The sequence below is a fragment of the Caballeronia sp. LZ029 genome, from assembly GCF_031451275.1.
GTDB lineage: Bacteria > Pseudomonadota > Gammaproteobacteria > Burkholderiales > Burkholderiaceae > Caballeronia > Caballeronia jiangsuensis.
In genome coordinates this window covers 1,014,507-1,030,865 of sequence record NZ_JARUXO010000004.1, presented here as the reverse complement: position 1 = coordinate 1,030,865, position 16,359 = coordinate 1,014,507, and the positions used below count along the sequence as shown (strand labels likewise).

At 62.5% G+C, this 16,359-nt stretch carries 16 protein-coding genes; 10 read left to right on the top strand and 6 right to left on the bottom strand.

Annotated elements, in window-relative coordinates; genetic code table 11:
* Positions 1-2 precede the first annotated feature (2 nt).
* The 7 genes from QCE73_RS30770 (at position 3) to QCE73_RS30740 (ending at position 7,848) form a co-directional block, all read left to right on the top strand.
* Positions 3-1,007, top strand: coding sequence for a cyclodeaminase (locus tag QCE73_RS30770; RefSeq protein ID WP_309884878.1), 1,005 nt, complete (start codon positions 3-5; stop codon positions 1,005-1,007).
* A gap of 11 nt (positions 1,008-1,018) precedes the next feature.
* Positions 1,019-2,245 (top strand): ectoine hydrolase DoeA, encoded by a 1,227-nt coding sequence (gene doeA, locus QCE73_RS30765; protein WP_309884876.1) that lies wholly within the window; start codon positions 1,019-1,021, stop codon positions 2,243-2,245.
* A 4-nt stretch (positions 2,246-2,249) separates the two neighbouring features.
* Complete coding sequence (gene doeB, locus QCE73_RS30760) at positions 2,250-3,272, top strand: N(2)-acetyl-L-2,4-diaminobutanoate deacetylase DoeB (RefSeq protein WP_309884875.1); 1,023 nt, start codon at positions 2,250-2,252, stop codon at positions 3,270-3,272.
* Between the two features lies 1 nt (position 3,273).
* Complete coding sequence (locus QCE73_RS30755; protein WP_035505976.1) at positions 3,274-3,756, top strand: Lrp/AsnC family transcriptional regulator; 483 nt, start codon at positions 3,274-3,276, stop codon at positions 3,754-3,756.
* Between the two features lie 797 nt (positions 3,757-4,553).
* Positions 4,554-6,032, top strand: coding sequence for an NAD-dependent succinate-semialdehyde dehydrogenase (locus QCE73_RS30750; RefSeq protein WP_309884874.1), 1,479 nt, complete (start codon positions 4,554-4,556; stop codon positions 6,030-6,032).
* 46 nt (positions 6,033-6,078) lie between these two features.
* Entirely contained in the window at positions 6,079-7,497 is a 1,419-nt protein-coding gene (locus QCE73_RS30745) for an aspartate aminotransferase family protein (protein ID WP_309884873.1), read from the top strand.
* 117 nt (positions 7,498-7,614) lie between these two features.
* Entirely contained in the window at positions 7,615-7,848 is a 234-nt protein-coding gene (locus tag QCE73_RS30740; protein WP_309884872.1) for a hypothetical protein, read from the top strand.
* A gap of 61 nt (positions 7,849-7,909) precedes the next feature.
* Here QCE73_RS30740 and pqqA read toward each other — a convergent pair whose 3' ends face one another.
* The 4 genes from pqqA to QCE73_RS30720 all read right to left on the bottom strand — a co-directional run bounded on the left by pqqA (position 7,910) and on the right by QCE73_RS30720 (position 12,729).
* Complete coding sequence (pqqA, locus tag QCE73_RS30735; RefSeq protein WP_008353049.1) at positions 7,910-7,984, bottom strand: pyrroloquinoline quinone precursor peptide PqqA; 75 nt, start codon at positions 7,982-7,984, stop codon at positions 7,910-7,912.
* A gap of 274 nt (positions 7,985-8,258) precedes the next feature.
* On the bottom strand, positions 8,259-8,492 hold the full coding sequence (locus tag QCE73_RS30730) for a DUF2795 domain-containing protein (protein WP_309884871.1): 234 nt from the start codon (positions 8,490-8,492) through the stop codon (positions 8,259-8,261).
* An 84-nt stretch (positions 8,493-8,576) separates the two neighbouring features.
* The gene (locus tag QCE73_RS30725) at positions 8,577-11,498 is read right to left on the bottom strand and encodes an EAL domain-containing protein (RefSeq protein WP_309884870.1); all 2,922 of its coding nucleotides are present in this window, start codon (positions 11,496-11,498) and stop codon (positions 8,577-8,579) included.
* Between the two features lie 175 nt (positions 11,499-11,673).
* Positions 11,674-12,729, bottom strand: a complete 1,056-nt coding sequence (locus QCE73_RS30720; protein ID WP_309884869.1) for a helix-turn-helix domain-containing protein — start codon at positions 12,727-12,729, stop codon at positions 11,674-11,676.
* Positions 12,730-12,786: 57 nt separating this feature from the next.
* Here QCE73_RS30720 and QCE73_RS30715 point away from each other — a divergent pair, with 57 nt between their 5' ends.
* Entirely contained in the window at positions 12,787-13,476 is a 690-nt protein-coding gene (locus QCE73_RS30715; protein ID WP_309884868.1) for a DJ-1/PfpI family protein, read from the top strand.
* Positions 13,477-13,533: 57 nt separating this feature from the next.
* Here the strand turns inward: QCE73_RS30715 and QCE73_RS30710 are convergent, their stop codons facing one another.
* Positions 13,534-13,956, bottom strand: a complete 423-nt coding sequence (locus tag QCE73_RS30710; RefSeq protein WP_035511545.1) for an N-acetyltransferase — start codon at positions 13,954-13,956, stop codon at positions 13,534-13,536.
* A gap of 10 nt (positions 13,957-13,966) precedes the next feature.
* Complete coding sequence (locus tag QCE73_RS30705; RefSeq protein WP_309884867.1) at positions 13,967-14,704, bottom strand: ABC transporter substrate-binding protein; 738 nt, start codon at positions 14,702-14,704, stop codon at positions 13,967-13,969.
* Between the two features lie 89 nt (positions 14,705-14,793).
* Here QCE73_RS30705 and QCE73_RS30700 point away from each other — a divergent pair, with 89 nt between their 5' ends.
* A complete protein-coding gene (locus QCE73_RS30700; protein WP_309884866.1) occupies positions 14,794-15,303 on the top strand; it encodes a cupin domain-containing protein in 510 nt (169 codons plus the stop codon).
* Positions 15,304-15,358: 55 nt separating this feature from the next.
* On the top strand, positions 15,359-16,141 hold the full coding sequence (locus tag QCE73_RS30695) for an IclR family transcriptional regulator (protein ID WP_309884865.1): 783 nt from the start codon (positions 15,359-15,361) through the stop codon (positions 16,139-16,141).
* Positions 16,142-16,359 lie beyond the last annotated feature (218 nt).

The window sequence follows — 16,359 nt, the reverse complement described above, 5'->3', positions numbered from 1 at the left end:
CCATGTCCAACATCGATACCTCCACCGTGCTGCTCGGGCAGGCGCAATTGCGCAAGCTCGTGCCGCTCGACCTCGACGCGATCGAACAAGTCGAAGCCGCGTTCAGATCGCTTGCGACCGAAGCCGTTGCGATGCCGCCGATCCTCCGTCTCGACATTCCCGAGCACGCGGGCGAAGTCGATGTGAAAACCGCTTATTTGCCGCGCTTTCCGAGCTTCGCGATCAAGGTGAGCCCGGGCTTCTTCAACAATCCGTCGCTCGGTTTGCCGAGCCTGAACGGCCTGATGCTGGTGTTGTCGGCGCGCACGGGCCTCACCGAGGCCGTGTTGCTCGACAACGGTTATCTCACCGCGGTGCGCACCGCTGCGGCGGGTGCTGTCGCATCACGCTGGCTCGCGCGCAAGGATGCGAAGCGCGTGGCGATCATCGGCGCGGGCGAGCAGGCGCGTCTGCAATTGAAGGCATTGCGGCTCGTGCGCGATATCGAGCACGTCACCGTATGGGCGCGCGATGCCGAGAGCGCGCATCGATTCGCGCGTGATTGCGAAGGCTTGCCGTGCGATGTCGCAGGCAGCGTCAATGAGGCGCTCAAGCACGCGGACATCGCCATCACGACAACGCCGAGCCGCGAGCCTTTGATTCACGCGCGCGATCTGCATCCCGGCCTGCATATCACGGCGATGGGATCGGATGCCGAGCACAAGAACGAAATCGCGCCGGACGTGTTTGCGAAAGCGCGCTACGTATGCGACCGCTTGCAGCAAGTGCGTGTGCTGGGCGAACTGCATCATGCGATCGAAAGCGGCGTGATCGCAGCCGATGCTTCATTTGCCGAGCTCGGCGAAGTCATCGCGCAAAAGGCGCAGGGCCGCGCACACGATGACGAAATCACCGTGTGCGATCTCACCGGCACCGGCGCACAGGACACCGCGATCGCAACGCTCGCCATTCAGCGTGCGCGCGCGAGTCATGCAGGAACCATTTTCCACAACGATGTGACCGCTTGATAGAGGGGACGATGTCCGAAATCATGCAACAGAAGAAAGCGGATGAACGAGGGGCGCCCGTGGTACGCCTGCCGTTCGAGCGCAGCGAGTACGACGCGCGCATCGCGAAGACGCGGCGTGCGATGGAGAAGGCGGGCATCGATCTGATGATCGTGACCGACCCGACCAACATGGCGTGGCTCACGGGCTACGATGGCTGGTCGTTCTACGTGCATCAATGCGTGCTGCTCGCGATGGAAGGCGAGCCGGTCTGGTATGGCCGGGGCCAGGATGCGAACGGTGCGAAGCGCACGGTGTTCATGTCGCACGACAACATCGTCGGCTATCCGGATCACTATGTGCAGTCGTCGGTGCGCCATCCGATGGATTACCTGTCGAGCGAAGTGATCGCAGCGCGCGGCTGGGACAAGAAGCGCATCGGCGTCGAGATGGACAACTACTACTTCAGCGCGAAGGCGTATGCGTCGTTGACGCAGCATCTGCCGGACGCGAAGTTCGTGGATGCCACCGCGCTCGTGAACTGGCAGCGCGCGGTGAAGTCGCCGCGTGAGATCGAATATATGCGTGTCGCGGCGCGCATCGTCGAGAAGATGCATGCGCGCATTCTCGACAAGGTCGAGCCGGGCATGAAGAAGAGCGACCTCGTCGCGCAGATTTACGAAGCGGGCATTACGGGCGCCGATGGTTATGGCGGCGACTATCCTGCGATCGTGCCGCTGTTGCCGACCGGTTCCGATGCCGCCGCGCCGCATCTCACATGGGACGACTCGGCATTCACAGCGAACGCGGGCACGTTCTTCGAAATCGCCGGCTGCTTCAGGCGTTATCACTGCCCGCTCTCGCGCACGGTGTATCTCGGCAAGCCGCCGCAGCATTTCATCGAAGGCGAGAAGGCGGTTGTCGAAGGCATCGAAGCGGGTCTCGCGATGGCGAAGCCGGGCAACAAGACCGAGGACATCGCCAATGCGTTCTTCGCGGTGCTGCGCAAGTTCGGCATCGAGAAGGACAGCCGCTGCGGCTATCCGATCGGCGCGAGCTATCCGCCCGACTGGGGCGAACGCACGATGAGTTTGCGTCCCGGGGACAAGACTGTCCTCGAACCCGGCATGACGTTCCACTTCATGCCGGGCCTGTGGCTCGACGACTGGGGCCTCGAAATCACGGAGAGCATCCTGATTACGGATACCGGCGTCGAGACCTTCTGCAACACGCCTCGCAAATTGTTCGTGAAGGAGTAGCACGATGCGCGCGTCACCGATCAGCCCGACCGTCGACTTCGACGCCAATGGCGAACAGCACGGCTTCCTGAAGCTGCCGTACTCGCGCAACGATTCCGCGTGGGGCGCCGTGATGATTCCGGTCACCGTGATCAAGCGCGGCGACGGACCGACGGCGCTGCTCACGGGCGGCAATCACGGCGACGAGTACGAAGGGCCGATCGCGCTCGCGAAGCTCGCATCGACGTTGAAGGCGAGTGATGTGAACGGCCGCGTGATCATCGTGCCGTTCATGAACTATCCCGCGTTTCGCGCGGGCTCACGCACTTCGCCGATCGATGCGGGCAACCTGAATCGCAGCTTTCCCGGCAAGCCGGACGGCACGGTGACGGAGAAGATCGCGGATTACTTTCAGCGTCATCTGTTGCCGCTTGCCGATTACGTGCTCGATATCCACGCGGGCGGCCGCACGCTCGACTTCCTGCCGTTCGCGGCGATTCACGTGCTGAACGACGCGACGCAGCAATCGCGCTGCGAAGCAGCGATGCGCGCGTTCGGCGCGCCGTACTCGATGCGCATGCTGGAGCTCGATAGCATCGGTCTTTATGACAGCGCGGCGGAGGAAGCGGGCAAGGTGTTCGTATCGACGGAACTGGGCGGCGGCGGCTCGTCGAGCGCGAAGAGCGTTGCGGTCGCGGAGCGTGGCGTGCATGGCTTTCTCGCGTATGCTGGCATCATCGAAAAAGGGGTGACGCGCGGCGAGGCGCGTACGACGACGCTGCTCGACATGCCGGACGGTTCTTGCTACACGACGAGCGAGCATACGGGCCTGCTCGAAATGTGCCGCGATCTCGGCGACATGGTGAAGGCGAACGACGTGCTCGCGCGCGTGCATGACATCACGCGCACGGGCGCGGCGCCGGTCGAATATCGCGCGAAGCGTGACGGGTTGCTGGCGGCGCGGCATTTTCCGGGCCTTGTACAAACGGGCGATACCGTGGCTGTGGTCGCGGATATCGTCGAACGCAACATTGCTGTGAGCGTGTAATTTGATCAAGCTCGACCGCTACGATCTGGCCATTCTGCGCATTCTTGCGCGGGATGGCCGCATTACGAAATCGCGCCTGGCGGATGAGGTCAATCTGTCGATCTCGCCGGCATGGGAGCGCGTGAAGAAACTCGAAGACAGCGGACTCATCAAGGGTTATCGCGCGGATATCGACTGGACGGCTGCTTTCAAGGGCAGCCGTATCGTCGTGGAGGTGACGCTTTCGCGTCATACCGCGCAGGATATGCGGCGTTTCGAGGAGCGCGTTTCTTCTGCTTCCGAGATCGTGCAATGTTTTGCCACCGGGGGTGGCGTGGATTATGTGCTGCACGTCGTGGCGCGGGATATCGATCACTATCAGCGGTTCATCGATTCTTTGCTCGTCGAGGAGTTGGGGATCGAGAGGTATTTCACTTATATCGTTACTAAAGTCGTTAAGGATGTGGCGGGGGGTCCGCCGGATGGGGTTGATGATTTGGTGTGATCTTTTTTGCTCTCGCTTTTTGCTTTTGCTTTTGCTTTCGCTTTCGTTTTCGTGGAATCCTGATTTCGTGTTGGTCTATTAGCACTGCCCCTGTGCGGGGCGGCAGTCACTTTCTTTGCTGCTGCAAAGAAAGTAACCAAAGAAACAGCTATCCCCAGCCTAAGCACTTCACACCGGCCGCGGCACAGACGATTGGCTGAATGGCCCGGCAGTAGAGAGTGCCCTCACAAGCAGACAGGGGCTTGGCTCGCGCACGGTCTGACTCATCGCACCACAGAACAAACTGGTTCAGCACCAAATAGCTCCGGCCCGCTACGCGGCCGACCGGTCAATCCGGTCGGCGCACGCTTCTTCGATGGTTTCCCTTGCATACCCCACGGCAGCGCGAAGCGCTGTGCCGAAGCTCTTTCGTGCTGAACCAGCGCCCTAAAACTTCTAGCTCGTCAGACCGTGCGCGAGCCAAGCCCGAGTGGGCCTTCGAGGGCGACACTTAGGCGAGGGCCACGCGCGGCTGGCAAGCATGGCCAACGTGCGTGTGACCGCGGGCGATGAGAAGCTGCTTTCTTTGGTTACTTTCTTTGCAGCAGCAAAGAAAGTGACCCCCGCCCCGGGGAGGGGCAGTGCCAATAGACCACCGCGAAATCAGGATTCCACGAAACCCGAAAAACCCCCAAGACCCACAAACCCAAACAGAAAAAACACCAACCCACCACAGCGATAACAAAAAAACCACCGACCGCATGCCCCATAAACTAGATGCATCGAATCAACGCACGCTGTGAGCAAGGAGACAAAACATGCTACTGGGCCATCCCGTTCTATTCAAATCGCTGTGTTATATCGACGGCCGCTGGGTTCACAGCGAAAGCGCCGCATCGATCGCGGTAACCAACCCCGCGGATCAAAAAGTTATCGGCCACGTCCCGATGCTCGAGCAATCGCAAATCAAAAACGCAATCGACGCCGCCGATCGCGCATTCCAGTCCTGGCGCTGGATGCCGCAACAAAAGCGCAGCGCGCTGCTCTTGCGCTGGCACGAACTCATCATGCGTCATCAGTCCGACCTAGCGGGCATTTTGTCTCTCGAACAGGGCAAGCCGCTCGCCGAATCCAAAGGCGAGATCGCATACGCGGCGAGTTTCATCGAATGGTTCGCGAACGAAGCCAAGCGTCTGACGGGCCGCACCATTCCCACGCATATCGACGGCGCGCATCTCGGCACGGTGATGGAGCCGGTCGGTGTCGCAGCACTCATCACACCGTGGAATTTCCCGGTCGCGATGATCACGCGCAAAGCCGCCGCCGCCATCGCAGCCGGCTGTACCGTCGTCGTGAAACCCGCGCACGAAACGCCGTTCTCCGCGATCGCGCTCGCGCAACTCGCCGAAGAAGCCGGCTTCCCGCCGGGCGTGTTCAACGTCGTCATCGGCGAACCGCAAATGGCGATGGAAACGCTCGTCAGCGATACACGTGTGCGCGCCGTGAGTTTCACGGGTTCGACACGCGTCGGCGGTCTCGTGGCGAAGACAGCCACGCAAGCGGGCATCAAGAAGCTCGCGCTGGAACTGGGCGGCAATGCGCCTTTCATCGTGACGGAAGATGCGGACCTGGAACAGGCCGTGCGCGTCGCAGTGGGCGCTAAGTTTCAAACGTCGGGTCAGGATTGCTGCGCTGCAAACCGCATTCTCGTCGCGCGTCCACTTTACGAACGATTCGTCGAACGCTATACGGATGCGGTAAAAGAGCTGAAAGTAGGGACCGCATTCGAAGCGGATGTCGATGTCGGTCCGCTCATGCATCAGGCCGCATTCGATGCGACCGTCGCGCGCGTCGAGGATGCGAAAGCGCAGGGCGCGCGCATCACCGTGGGCGGCAATGCGCATGCGCTCGGTGGCTGGTTTTATGAACCGACCGTCGTCGCCGATGCCAAACCAGGCATGCGCATCTACGACGAAGAGAACTTCGCGCCGATCTCCGCGATTTCCCCGTTCGATACGCTCGACGAAGCCGTCACGCGCGCGAACGACACGGAGTACGGCCTCGCCGCCTACGTCTGCGCGAATCGCATCGACACGATCTTCCAGCTCGTGCGTCGGCTCGACTTCGCGATGGTGTCGGTCAATGGCGTGAAGTTCACCGGCGCACCGATTCCGTTCGGTGGCGTGAAGGCATCGGGTCTCGGCCGCGAAGGCGGCGCTGAAGGCTTCGAGCCCTTCGTCGAAACGAAATACTTTTGCCTCGGCAATCTCGGCCTGCCGCTCACGAGCGCGGCCTGAAAGAAACATCCTCAAAGACACGCATCATCGAATCAAGGAGAAGCTTATGTCCCAGCAAAACCAATCGCTCGATCAACTGTTCGCCGAAGACCGCGCGCATTTCATGCATCCGTCGACTCACGCGCACGATCACGCCAGCGGCGCGCTGCCCGGCAAGATCGTCACGGGCGCGAAGGGCATCCGCATTCAGGATCATCAGGGCAAAAGTTATATCGATGCATTCGCGGGCCTCTATTGCGTGAACATCGGCTATGGCCGCACCGAAGTCGCGGAAGCGATCTATGAGCAGGCGAAAAAGCTCGCGTATTACCACACGTATGTCGGTCACTCGACGGATACGATCATCGAATTGTCCTCGCGCATCATCGACTGGTCGCCCGAAGGCATGAAGAAGGTGTACTACGGCATGTCGGGATCGGATGCGAACGAAACGCAGATCAAGATCGTCTGGTACTACAACAATGTGCTCGGCCGTCCGAACAAGAAGAAGATCATTTCGCGCGAGCGCGGCTATCACGGCTCGGGCATCGTGACAGGCAGCCTCACGGGATTGCCGAGCTTTCATCAGAACTTCGATCTGCCGATCGAACGCGTGAAGCACACGGTTTGCCCGCACTGGTATCGCAAGGCGCCGGCCGGCATGAGCGAAGCGCAATTCACCGCGTATTGCGTGGAAGAGCTGGAAAAGCTGATCGCGAAGGAAGGCGCCGATACGATCGCCGCATTCATCGCCGAACCGGTGATGGGCACGGGCGGCATCATCGCGCCGCCGCAAGGCTATTGGGAAGCGATCCAGGACGTGCTCAGGAAGCACGACATCCTTCTTATCTCCGATGAAGTCGTGTGCGGCTTCGGCCGTCTCGGCTCGAAGATGGGCGCGCAGCACTTCGGCATCAAACCGGACCTCATCACCGTCGCGAAGGGCCTGACGAGCGCGTATGCGCCGCTGTCGGGCGTGATCGTCGGCGAGAAGGTTTGGGATGTTATCGAAAAGGGTTCGCAGGAATTCGGTCCGATGGGTCACGGCTGGACCTATTCGGGACATCCGATTTGCGCGGCCGCGGCGATCGCCAATCTGGATATCCTCGAACGCGAGAACCTCACGCAGAATGCTGCCGATGTCGGCGCGTATCTGCAGCAGCAGTTGCACACGGCTTTCGATGCGCATCCGCTCGTCGGTGAAGTGCGCGGCGCGGGCATGCTTGCGGCGCTCGAATTCATGGCCGACAAGGACGCGCGCACGCCGTTCGATGCGGCGCTGAAGGTCGGCCCGAAGGTATCGGCGGCGGCGCTCGAACGCGGCGTGATCGCACGCGCGATGCCGCACGGCGATATCCTCGGCTTTGCGCCGCCGCTCGTCACTACGCGCGCCGAAGTGGACGAAATCGTCGGTATCGTCAAGCAGGCCGTGGATGCGGTGGCGAACGAGGTAATCGGCTCGGCGCTCACGACGCAGGCGATCTGAGTTTTTTGCCACTGTGATGGTAATGAGGGCCCGCAATCAGATGCGGGCCTTTTTATTTGCAGGCAGTGGAACGCGCGTTGCTGCAAAGCTTTCGACTAGCTCGAAAGGAGACTGACGATGAGCGATAGCGAAGAGAAGCGTCACCAACAACCGCATTCGGCGCCTAATCCGAATTCGGCGGAAATCGAACCGGAGAATCGGCGGCTGGATCAGCATCCGCATCAGACGGCGGAAGTGCCTTATGGCTCGGGCAATGAGCCGGAGGTCGCGGGCAAAGGCGGTTTCGACGCACAGGATGCGGATCTTCCCCGTCCAGCGAATAAGCATACGGAACCGCTGCAACGAAAATAGCGATCTTCCGATAACCCGAAAAACAAAACGGCCACTTTTATGGCCGTTTTGTCATTTCCGATTAGCGGGTGGCTATGTACATCGTGATTTCGAAGCCGAAGCGCATATCGGTGAAACTCGGGGTTTCCCACTTCATAGAGCCTCCTTGTGCTTGATTGGCCAGACGGATGCCAGGCCATTGCGCGGTTCATCTGCTGCGGGCGCCGTGCAAAGCCGCGCATCCCAAATCGACGCTCTTTAATCCTAGCGCGATAACACATGATGCACGATTAGAAATTGCACCGGCGTTCATTTAATTTATCTATAGCGTCCGCCATCGATAGTTTCAAGACAAGGGATTACCCTATCCCGAGTGCATTGCTCCGATAATAATGCCGCATTGCGGTATCCGCGCGAAAACACGCGCGAGATCAGCCCGCACGCATTGCCTCGCGCATTACTGCGTCCGCGCTGTCGAAATTACGATTGGTGATCTTGTCGAGCACGGCGATGACTTCGCCGTCCGCGCCATTGCTTTTTGCCAGCGCCATGAGCTTTTCCTTGCCCATCGGAAAATCGGCGCCCTTGAGCGCGCGTGCGATCTCTTCCGGCGGCGGCTCGTCCGGATGTCGATGATTCTGCGAATGCGCGGGATGCTGTGCCATTTACGCCTCCTTTCGATTCGACGATAACGCTTACGAATCAGCAACGGGCGTACCCGTCGCGTCTGGATGAGGCGTATAAGGCGCTTATAGCGCCGCGCTTGCCGTCGTCGAACGCGGTGCGAGCGATGCGCGGGTGAGTGCGTCGAGCGGCAGCGGCTTGTCGAAGAAATAGCCCTGCGCTTGCGCTGCGCCCATATCGCGCAGCACGGCGAGCGTGGCCGCATCCTCGACGCCTTCCGCAACCAGCGTCAGATCGAGCGATTCGGCCATCCGCACGATGGCCCGCACGATCGCCCGGCTGCGCGGACTTTCGGTCAGTTCGAGAATGAATGACTTGTCGATCTTCAGGCCTGTGAACTGATACTGGTGCACGTAACTGAGCGACGAGAAGCCGGCGCCGAAATCATCGAGCACCACGGACATGCCGTTGTCCGCGAGGCGCTGCATCGTGCGGCGCGCGAGCGCGGGTTCGGCGACGAGCGCGCCTTCCGTCAACTCGAGACATACACGCGACGGCGACACGCGATAACGTCGCAACAGCGCGAGCACGTCGTCGGCGAATTCAGGGCGCGTCATGCTATAGCTGGAGCAATTCACATGCACCGGCGGCCAGTGCGCAAAGTGCGCGTTGGAGAGGATCGCCGCAACGCGCTCGAGCATGTAGAGATCGAGCCTGCCAATGAGTCTCAAGCCCTCGACCGAAGGAAGGAACTCCCCCGGCCCGACGAGGCGTCCATCGGGCTGACGCCAGCGTATCAATGCTTCGAGCGCGACGACTTCGCCACTCTTCACATCGACGATAGGCTGAAAGTAGGGCAGCAGTTCGTCGTCGCGCTTGATCGCATTGCGCAGCGCGCCTTCGCGTTCCACCTGGTCCGACACCTGACGTCGCAGTTCCTGATTGAACACGACGAAGCTGTCGCGGCCCGCGTTCTTCACGCGATACATCGCGGTATCGGCATCGCGCAAAAGATCCGCGGGCTCGGTATGGAACTGACTGTCCGCACTCACGATGCCGATGCTGCACGACGAAAACACGACATGTTCTTCGATATGAAACGGCAGATCGAACGCGGCGAGAATGCGCTTAGCGATCGATACCGCATCGCGCAAGTGCGCATTCGGCGAGAGCACGGCGAATTCATCGCCGCCCAGACGCGCGAGCAGATCCGTCGCGCGCAGGCAATCGCGCAGACGCGCGGCGGCCTGCACGAGCAGCATGTCGCCGAAGTGATGGCCGAGACTGTCGTTGACGACCTTGAAGCGGTCGAGGTCGATGAACATCACCGAAAGCTGTTCGCCGCGCGTCTGATAGTCACGCCATGCGCAACGCAATCTCTGCATCAGATGGCTGCGATTGGGCAGGCCCGTCAATGCATCGTGCGAGTTCTCGTAGACGAGGCGCGCGTTGACATCGTCGAGTTCGCGCGTGCGGGCCTGCACGCGTGCTTCGAGTTCGAGGTTCGCGGCATGCAGCGCTTCGGCATCGCGACGGCGCGAGAGCGCGGTGTCGATATGGCGCGACACGAAGGTCAGCAATTCCTGATCGCGCAGCGAATAGCGCACGAGCGGCGAATAGCTCTGCACGGCGAGCACGCCTCGCACGACTTCGCCATCGAATAGCGGAATGCCTAGCCACGAGCGCAGGCGAACTTCGCTGTGCTCGATTTCGAACGCGCCTTCTTCGATGAGACGCAATGCTTCCGAATGATCGATGAGTCGCGCGCGCCGCTCGTGAATCACATACTCCGTGAGGCCGCGCTGATTGCGTCGCGGAGCGGGGCGTTCCTGCACGATCTCATCGACGTAATACGGGAACGACACTTCGCCCGTCTTCGTTTCGAAGAGCGCGATATAGAAGTTGCGCGCATAGAGCAACTCGCCGACGATGCCGTGCAGGCTGCGAAAGAACTCCATCGTGTCGCCCGGACGGCTCGACAACTCGGCGATCTGATACAGCGCTGCCTGCAAGTGCTCGGAACGCTCGCGCTCCGCGATGCCATGACGCAACGCCGCGTTGAGCTTCGACAATTCGGAGGTGCGCCGCGCGACCTGCTCTTCGAGATCGGCGCGGTGCAGGATACGGTCGAGAGCCATCGCCACATGGCGCGCGACGACGAGAAAGAGCGCGCGGTCCTCGGCGGTGTAGATGCGCGACACGTCGTAGACCTGCATCGCGAGCATGCCGAACACTTCGTCGCTGGCGTTCTTGAGCGGCGCGCCCATCCAGAACTCGGGGCGATCGCCGATGCAATAGAAACGGCCCGCGCGCTCGGCCGCGCAGATATCGGCGGCGGTGATGAAAAGCGGCTGCGCGCTCGTGAGCACCTGACCGGTCATCGACAGATGCGCCGGATTCAGGATGTCGTAGTTCTCTGCCGCGACGACATCGGTATCGATCACATCGACGTAATACGGATACGTGACCCGGCCCGTCTTGCGATCGTAGAGCGCGAGATAAAAGTTCTCGGCGTCGATGAGGGTGCCGAGCCGTTCGTGCACGCCCCGCAGAAAATCGGCACGCTCGGGCACCGAGCTCGCGAGATACGCGATTTCATAGAGCACTCGCTGCGTGAGTTGTGCGCGCGCGAGAACATCGGCCTGCACGCGCTCGCCGAGCGTGCGCGCGAGTTCGGCAAGATGCGCGTCGTCGCGATGCGTGACGGGCGCGAGCAGCCAGCCGAGTGCGCTTTCGCCGCGCCCGGTCGGCCAGCAATGCCAGCCCTGCGTCGCGCATAGCTCCGCGAGACGTTCTTCCGCGATGTCGTGCGGCCATGCTTGCGCGTGGGGCAATGGCGCATCGCCGCGCCGCTCCAGATGCAATTGCTCGCCCGCGCGATACCACGCCCATTGCTGCGGACAGCCCGTCGCGGCGGCTTCGCGCAGCAAGGCGTCGATCGATGGCGCGACGCTGGCGAAGACCTTGTCGTCGGTCGCCGTCACGGCTGCAGGCTCGACCGCGGTTGCGCGGGCAACCTGCGCGTCGTACGCGGGAAACACACTCATCGGCGCTCCAGGCCATATTGTCGCCACGGCGGGCGGTTCTCGTTCAGCGACTGCGTGCGCACGCGGCCTGGGGCGCGCGTCTCAAGCAAACGTTCTTAATGGGGTAACGGCAGCGAGCATACAGGCTTGAGTACGCAGGACAAAAAAAGCCGCCGCGACGAAACAATATGGGCATTCATGCCGGATGCGCGGCGTCGGCGCGGTCGTGTCCGGTAAATCTCTCGCGATACGCCTGCGGCGACACGCCGAGCGAACGCAGAAAACCACGGCGCATGGTTTCCTCGGTGCCGAAGCCGCAGCGCGCGGCGACACGCTTCACGGGCAGCGCCGTATCGCCGAGCAGCCGTCGCGCCGCTTCGAGGCGCATGTGTTCGATCGAGCGCGCGGGCGTCGTGCCGGTCTGCGCGCGGTAATGGCGCACGAAGCTGCGCTCGCTCATGCCGACGCGCGCGGCCAGCACGCCGACCGACAAATCCGCCGCCAGGTTTTCGGCGATCCACGCGTGCAACTCGCCGAAGCGTTCGCCCGATTTTTGCAGCGACAGCGCCGCGCTGAACTGCGCCTGGCCGCCGGGGCGCTTCAGGAACACGACGAGCTGGCGCGCGACGTCGAGCGCGAGCGCGCGCCCGAGATCGTCCTCGACGAGCGCGAGCGACAGATCGATGCCGGCCGTGACGCCGGCGGACGTCCACACGTCGCCGTCGCGGATGAAGATCGGATCGGGCTCGACATGGACCGCCGGAAAGCGCGTGGCGAGCTCCGCGCAGCGCGTCCAGTGCGTGACCGCGCGGCGCTCGTTCAAAAGGCCCGCCGCCGCGAGCAGAAACGCGCCGGTGCAGACCGACGCGGTGCGCCGCGCGTGCGTCGAGCGCGCGCGCACCCAGTCGACCAGTTCGCGGTCATGCACCGCTCTGTGCACGCCCCATCCGCCCGCGACGATCAGCGTGTCGCACGCTTCGTTTGCGTCGGGCAACACGTCGCCGACGAGCCCCAGTCCCGCCGACGCGTTGACCGTGCCGCTGCGCGAGACGACGCGCGGACGATACGGCGCTGGCAAGCCCGCCGCCACGGCCAGATCGTTCGCCGATGCGAACACCTGCAAGGGACCGGCGACATCGAGCAACTGGACGTCAGGGAAGGCGAGCACGTCGATGGTGCGTGGGGCGTCGGTCGGCATGGCGGTCTCCCGAAGATTTGGCGGAAAACGTGGGTTATGTGTCAACTTCGCCATAGCGTAGCGGCGTAGCATCGGTTCGTCTACTGCATACAATCGACCAAGGAGAAGACGATGACGCTACACATCGGCCTGTTGCTGTTCCCCCGCGTGCAGCAACTCGACATGACCGGCCCCTACGACGTTTTCGCGTCCATGCCCGACGTGAAAGTGCATCTCGTCTCGAAGACGCGCGAACCGGTGAAATCGAGCGCCGGCATGATCCTGACGCCCGACGCGACTTACGCCGATTGCCCCGCGCTCGACGTGTTGTGCGTGCCGGGCGGTTCGGGCGTCGGTGACCTGATGGAGGACGATGCAACGCTCGCGTTCCTTCGCAAGCAGGCGGCGAGTGCGCGATACGTGACGTCGGTTTGCACCGGTTCGCTCGTGCTGGGCGCGGCGGGCCTGTTGCGCGGCAAACGCGCGACGACGCACTGGGCGTATCACGAACTGCTCGCGGAACTGGGCGCCATACCGGTGCACGGACGCGTGGTGCGCGACGGCAACGTGTTTACCGGCGGCGGCATTACGGCGGGGATCGATTTCGCGCTGACGCTCGCGGCGGAACTCGTCGGCGAACACGAGGCGCAGGCGATTCAACTGCAGATGGAATACGCGCCCGCGCCGCCTTTCGACTCGGGCGATCCGGCGCACGCGCCCGCGGCTGTCGTCAGCGATGTGCGCGAACGTTGCGCGCCGTCGCTGGCGCAGCGTGGCGCGGTCACGGCGCGCGTGGCGGAGCGGCTGAAACTGAATGCGTAATGCAAAACGCATCATGCAAGATGGTTCAATGCATGCGTAATGCAAAACGCCAGATGATCAAAACCGCTTCTGCATGAAATAGCGTGTGTGGCCGGCGTGAAAATCGGCGAGTTCGCCGAAGGTTTCGTAACCGCGGCGCGCATAGAGCGCGCGTGCCGCGGGATTGACCGTGTCGAGCCACGCGGCGCGGCAGCCGCGCTTTCTCGCCTCGTTTTCGGCGGCTTCGAGCGCGCGTGCGCCGAGTCCGGCGCCGCGCGCGTCCTCGCGTATCCACAGCCATTTCACGAAGAGCCAGTCCCACGCGGTGTAGCCCGCGAGCCCGCCGAGGAAATCGTCATCGCGGTACAGCGACACGGCGAGATCGCGCTGCTGGCTTGGCCCGAGTCGCTCGCGATTGAACGCGGCAAGGCCGCCCGCGACGTCCTGCTCGAAGCTCGCATCGATCCAGTCCGTGACCGCGAGCGTGACGTCCGCGCTCATATCGCGTCGCTCAACTCTGCGCGGCCGGTGCAACCGATGCGCCCTTGATGCCGTGCCGCGCGAGCGCCTCGGCGACGAAGCCCGAGCGTTTGACATCCTCGACGAATTCGCTCAGATAGCGCGCGGCTTCGTCACCGCGCGTCTTCGACAAGCCCATCGCCTGCTGGATCACCATGAAGCGTCCGTCGAGCAGACGCAGGCCGGGCGTGCGCGCCGCATCGGCTTCGAGTTGCTGCTTCACGCCCGCCGCTACTTCGATGTTATCGCGCAGAAACTCTTCGACCACGGTTTGCGACAACGCCGTGCGCACGATCTGCGCATGCTTGATCTCGCGCGTGAGAAAGAGATCGTATGCGCTGCCCTTGCCGACCATGATGCGATTGCCTTCGCGATCGACGTCTTCGTTGCGCGTGAGCGGCGACGCATCGCGCACGAGATAGCAGCCTTCGATCAGCACGTAAGGCGCGGTGAACGCGATGCCCGCGCCGCGCAGCGGATCGATCGCGAAGAAGCCGATGTCGGCGCCTCCGTTCGTGACGGTTTCGACCGATTCCGCGGCGCGGTCGAACGACGTGAACGCGACGGGCACGCCGAGCCGCGATGCGAGCTCGCGCGCGATATCCACCGATACGCCGCCCGGCTCGCCGCTGTCGGTCCGGTGCGCGAGAATCGGATTGCCGAGATTGATCGATGCGCGCAGCGTGCCCGTCGGCACGAAGGCATTCAGCAAGGAAGAGGAAAGAGTCATGGTGTCCGTCGATTGAATGAAGGGAAGTGGCCGCACGAGCAATCCGATGCAGAATACGCGAACCGCAACCGCTCTGCCAAAGGAACGACATGCAACGCACACGCATCGACAGCCGGGAATTGATCGCGCGCCTGAAGCTCGAACCGCATCCCGAAGGCGGATTCTTTCGCGAGACGTATCGCGCAAGCGGCAACGTCATGCGCGAGAACGAAAGCGAATTGCGCTCGGCGTCGACCGCGATCTACTTCCTGCTATGCGACGGCGCGCATTCCGCATGGCATCGCATCCGCTCCGACGAAGTCTGGCATTTTTATGCAGGCGATCCGATCGACGTGCATGTGCTCGATGCGAACGGCGCGCTCGTCACGCATCGTCTCGGCAACGCGCTCGAACATGCGGATACGGTGTTTCAGGCGGTCGTCAAAGCGGGCGACTGGTTCGCGGCCGAGTGTCGCGATGAAGAGGGCGCGGCGCTCGTCGGCTGCACGGTCGCGCCGGGCTTCGAGTTCAGCGAGTTCGAACTCGCCGCGCCGGGCACGCTGGAAGCACGTTATCCGCAACATCGCGAACTGATCGCCCGGCTCGGGTCCAAACCATGACGATGCGAGTGCGGTTATCATCGCGCGCATCATCGACAACGACACAAGGTCAGGCATGAGCGGAGTGCGCCGGGGGATTCAATCGATCGAAGTGGGGGGCGCGCTCTTGCGTGCGCTGGTTGATCATGGCGGGCCGATGCTGCTCGGCGATCTCGCCAGGAAGGCGGGCATGCCGTCGGCGAAGGCGCATCCGTATCTCGTGTCGTACGGCAATCTCGGCCTGATTCAGCAGGACGCCGCGACGGGCCGCTACGAGCTCGGGCCGTTCGCGTTGCAAATGGGGTTGATCAGCCTGCAGCGCGTCGATCCGGTGCGTCTCGCGATTGCGGAAGTGGCGAACATGACGCCGGGCATCGAGCATACGGTCGCGCTCGCGAGCGCGGGCAGCTATGGGCCGACCATCGTGCATATTCAGCAGGCGAGCGTGCCGATCCACGTGACGATGCGCACGGGCACGGTGATGTCGCTGTTGCAGACCGCGACGGGCCGCGCGTTCGCCGCCTATCTTCCGCCGATGACGGTCGATGCGCTCGTCGCGATCGAGCGCGCGGGCGCGTTGCAGATCGGGGCGGGGCGTCGCGACTATACGCGTGCGCAGATCGACGCGATGCTCGGCGAAGTGCGCGAGCATGGCATCGCGAGGGCGGTCGACGAACCGGTCGCCGGGATTAGCGCGATCAGCGCGCCGGTGTTTGATCACACGCGCAATATCGTGCTTGCGATTACGGCGATCGGGCCGAGTGGGTCGTTCGATGGTGCCTGGGATGGGGGCATCGCGAAGGCGCTGCACGCTTGTGCGCTGCGCGTGTCGAAGATGCTTGGGTTTGTTGCCGTTTGATTTTTGGCGAATTTTGAATGCGACTGTAGGTGTCGTGGGTTTGGTTTTCGCCGGATCCCGTGTTCGTGTCGGTCTATTGGCACTGCCCCTCCCCGGGGCGGGGGTCACTTTCTTTGCTGCTGCAAAGAAAGTAACCAAAGAAAGCAGCTCGTTCAGGCCCGCGGTCACACGCAGTTTGGCCATGCTTGCCAGCCCGCGGTGACACTCGCCTAAGTGTC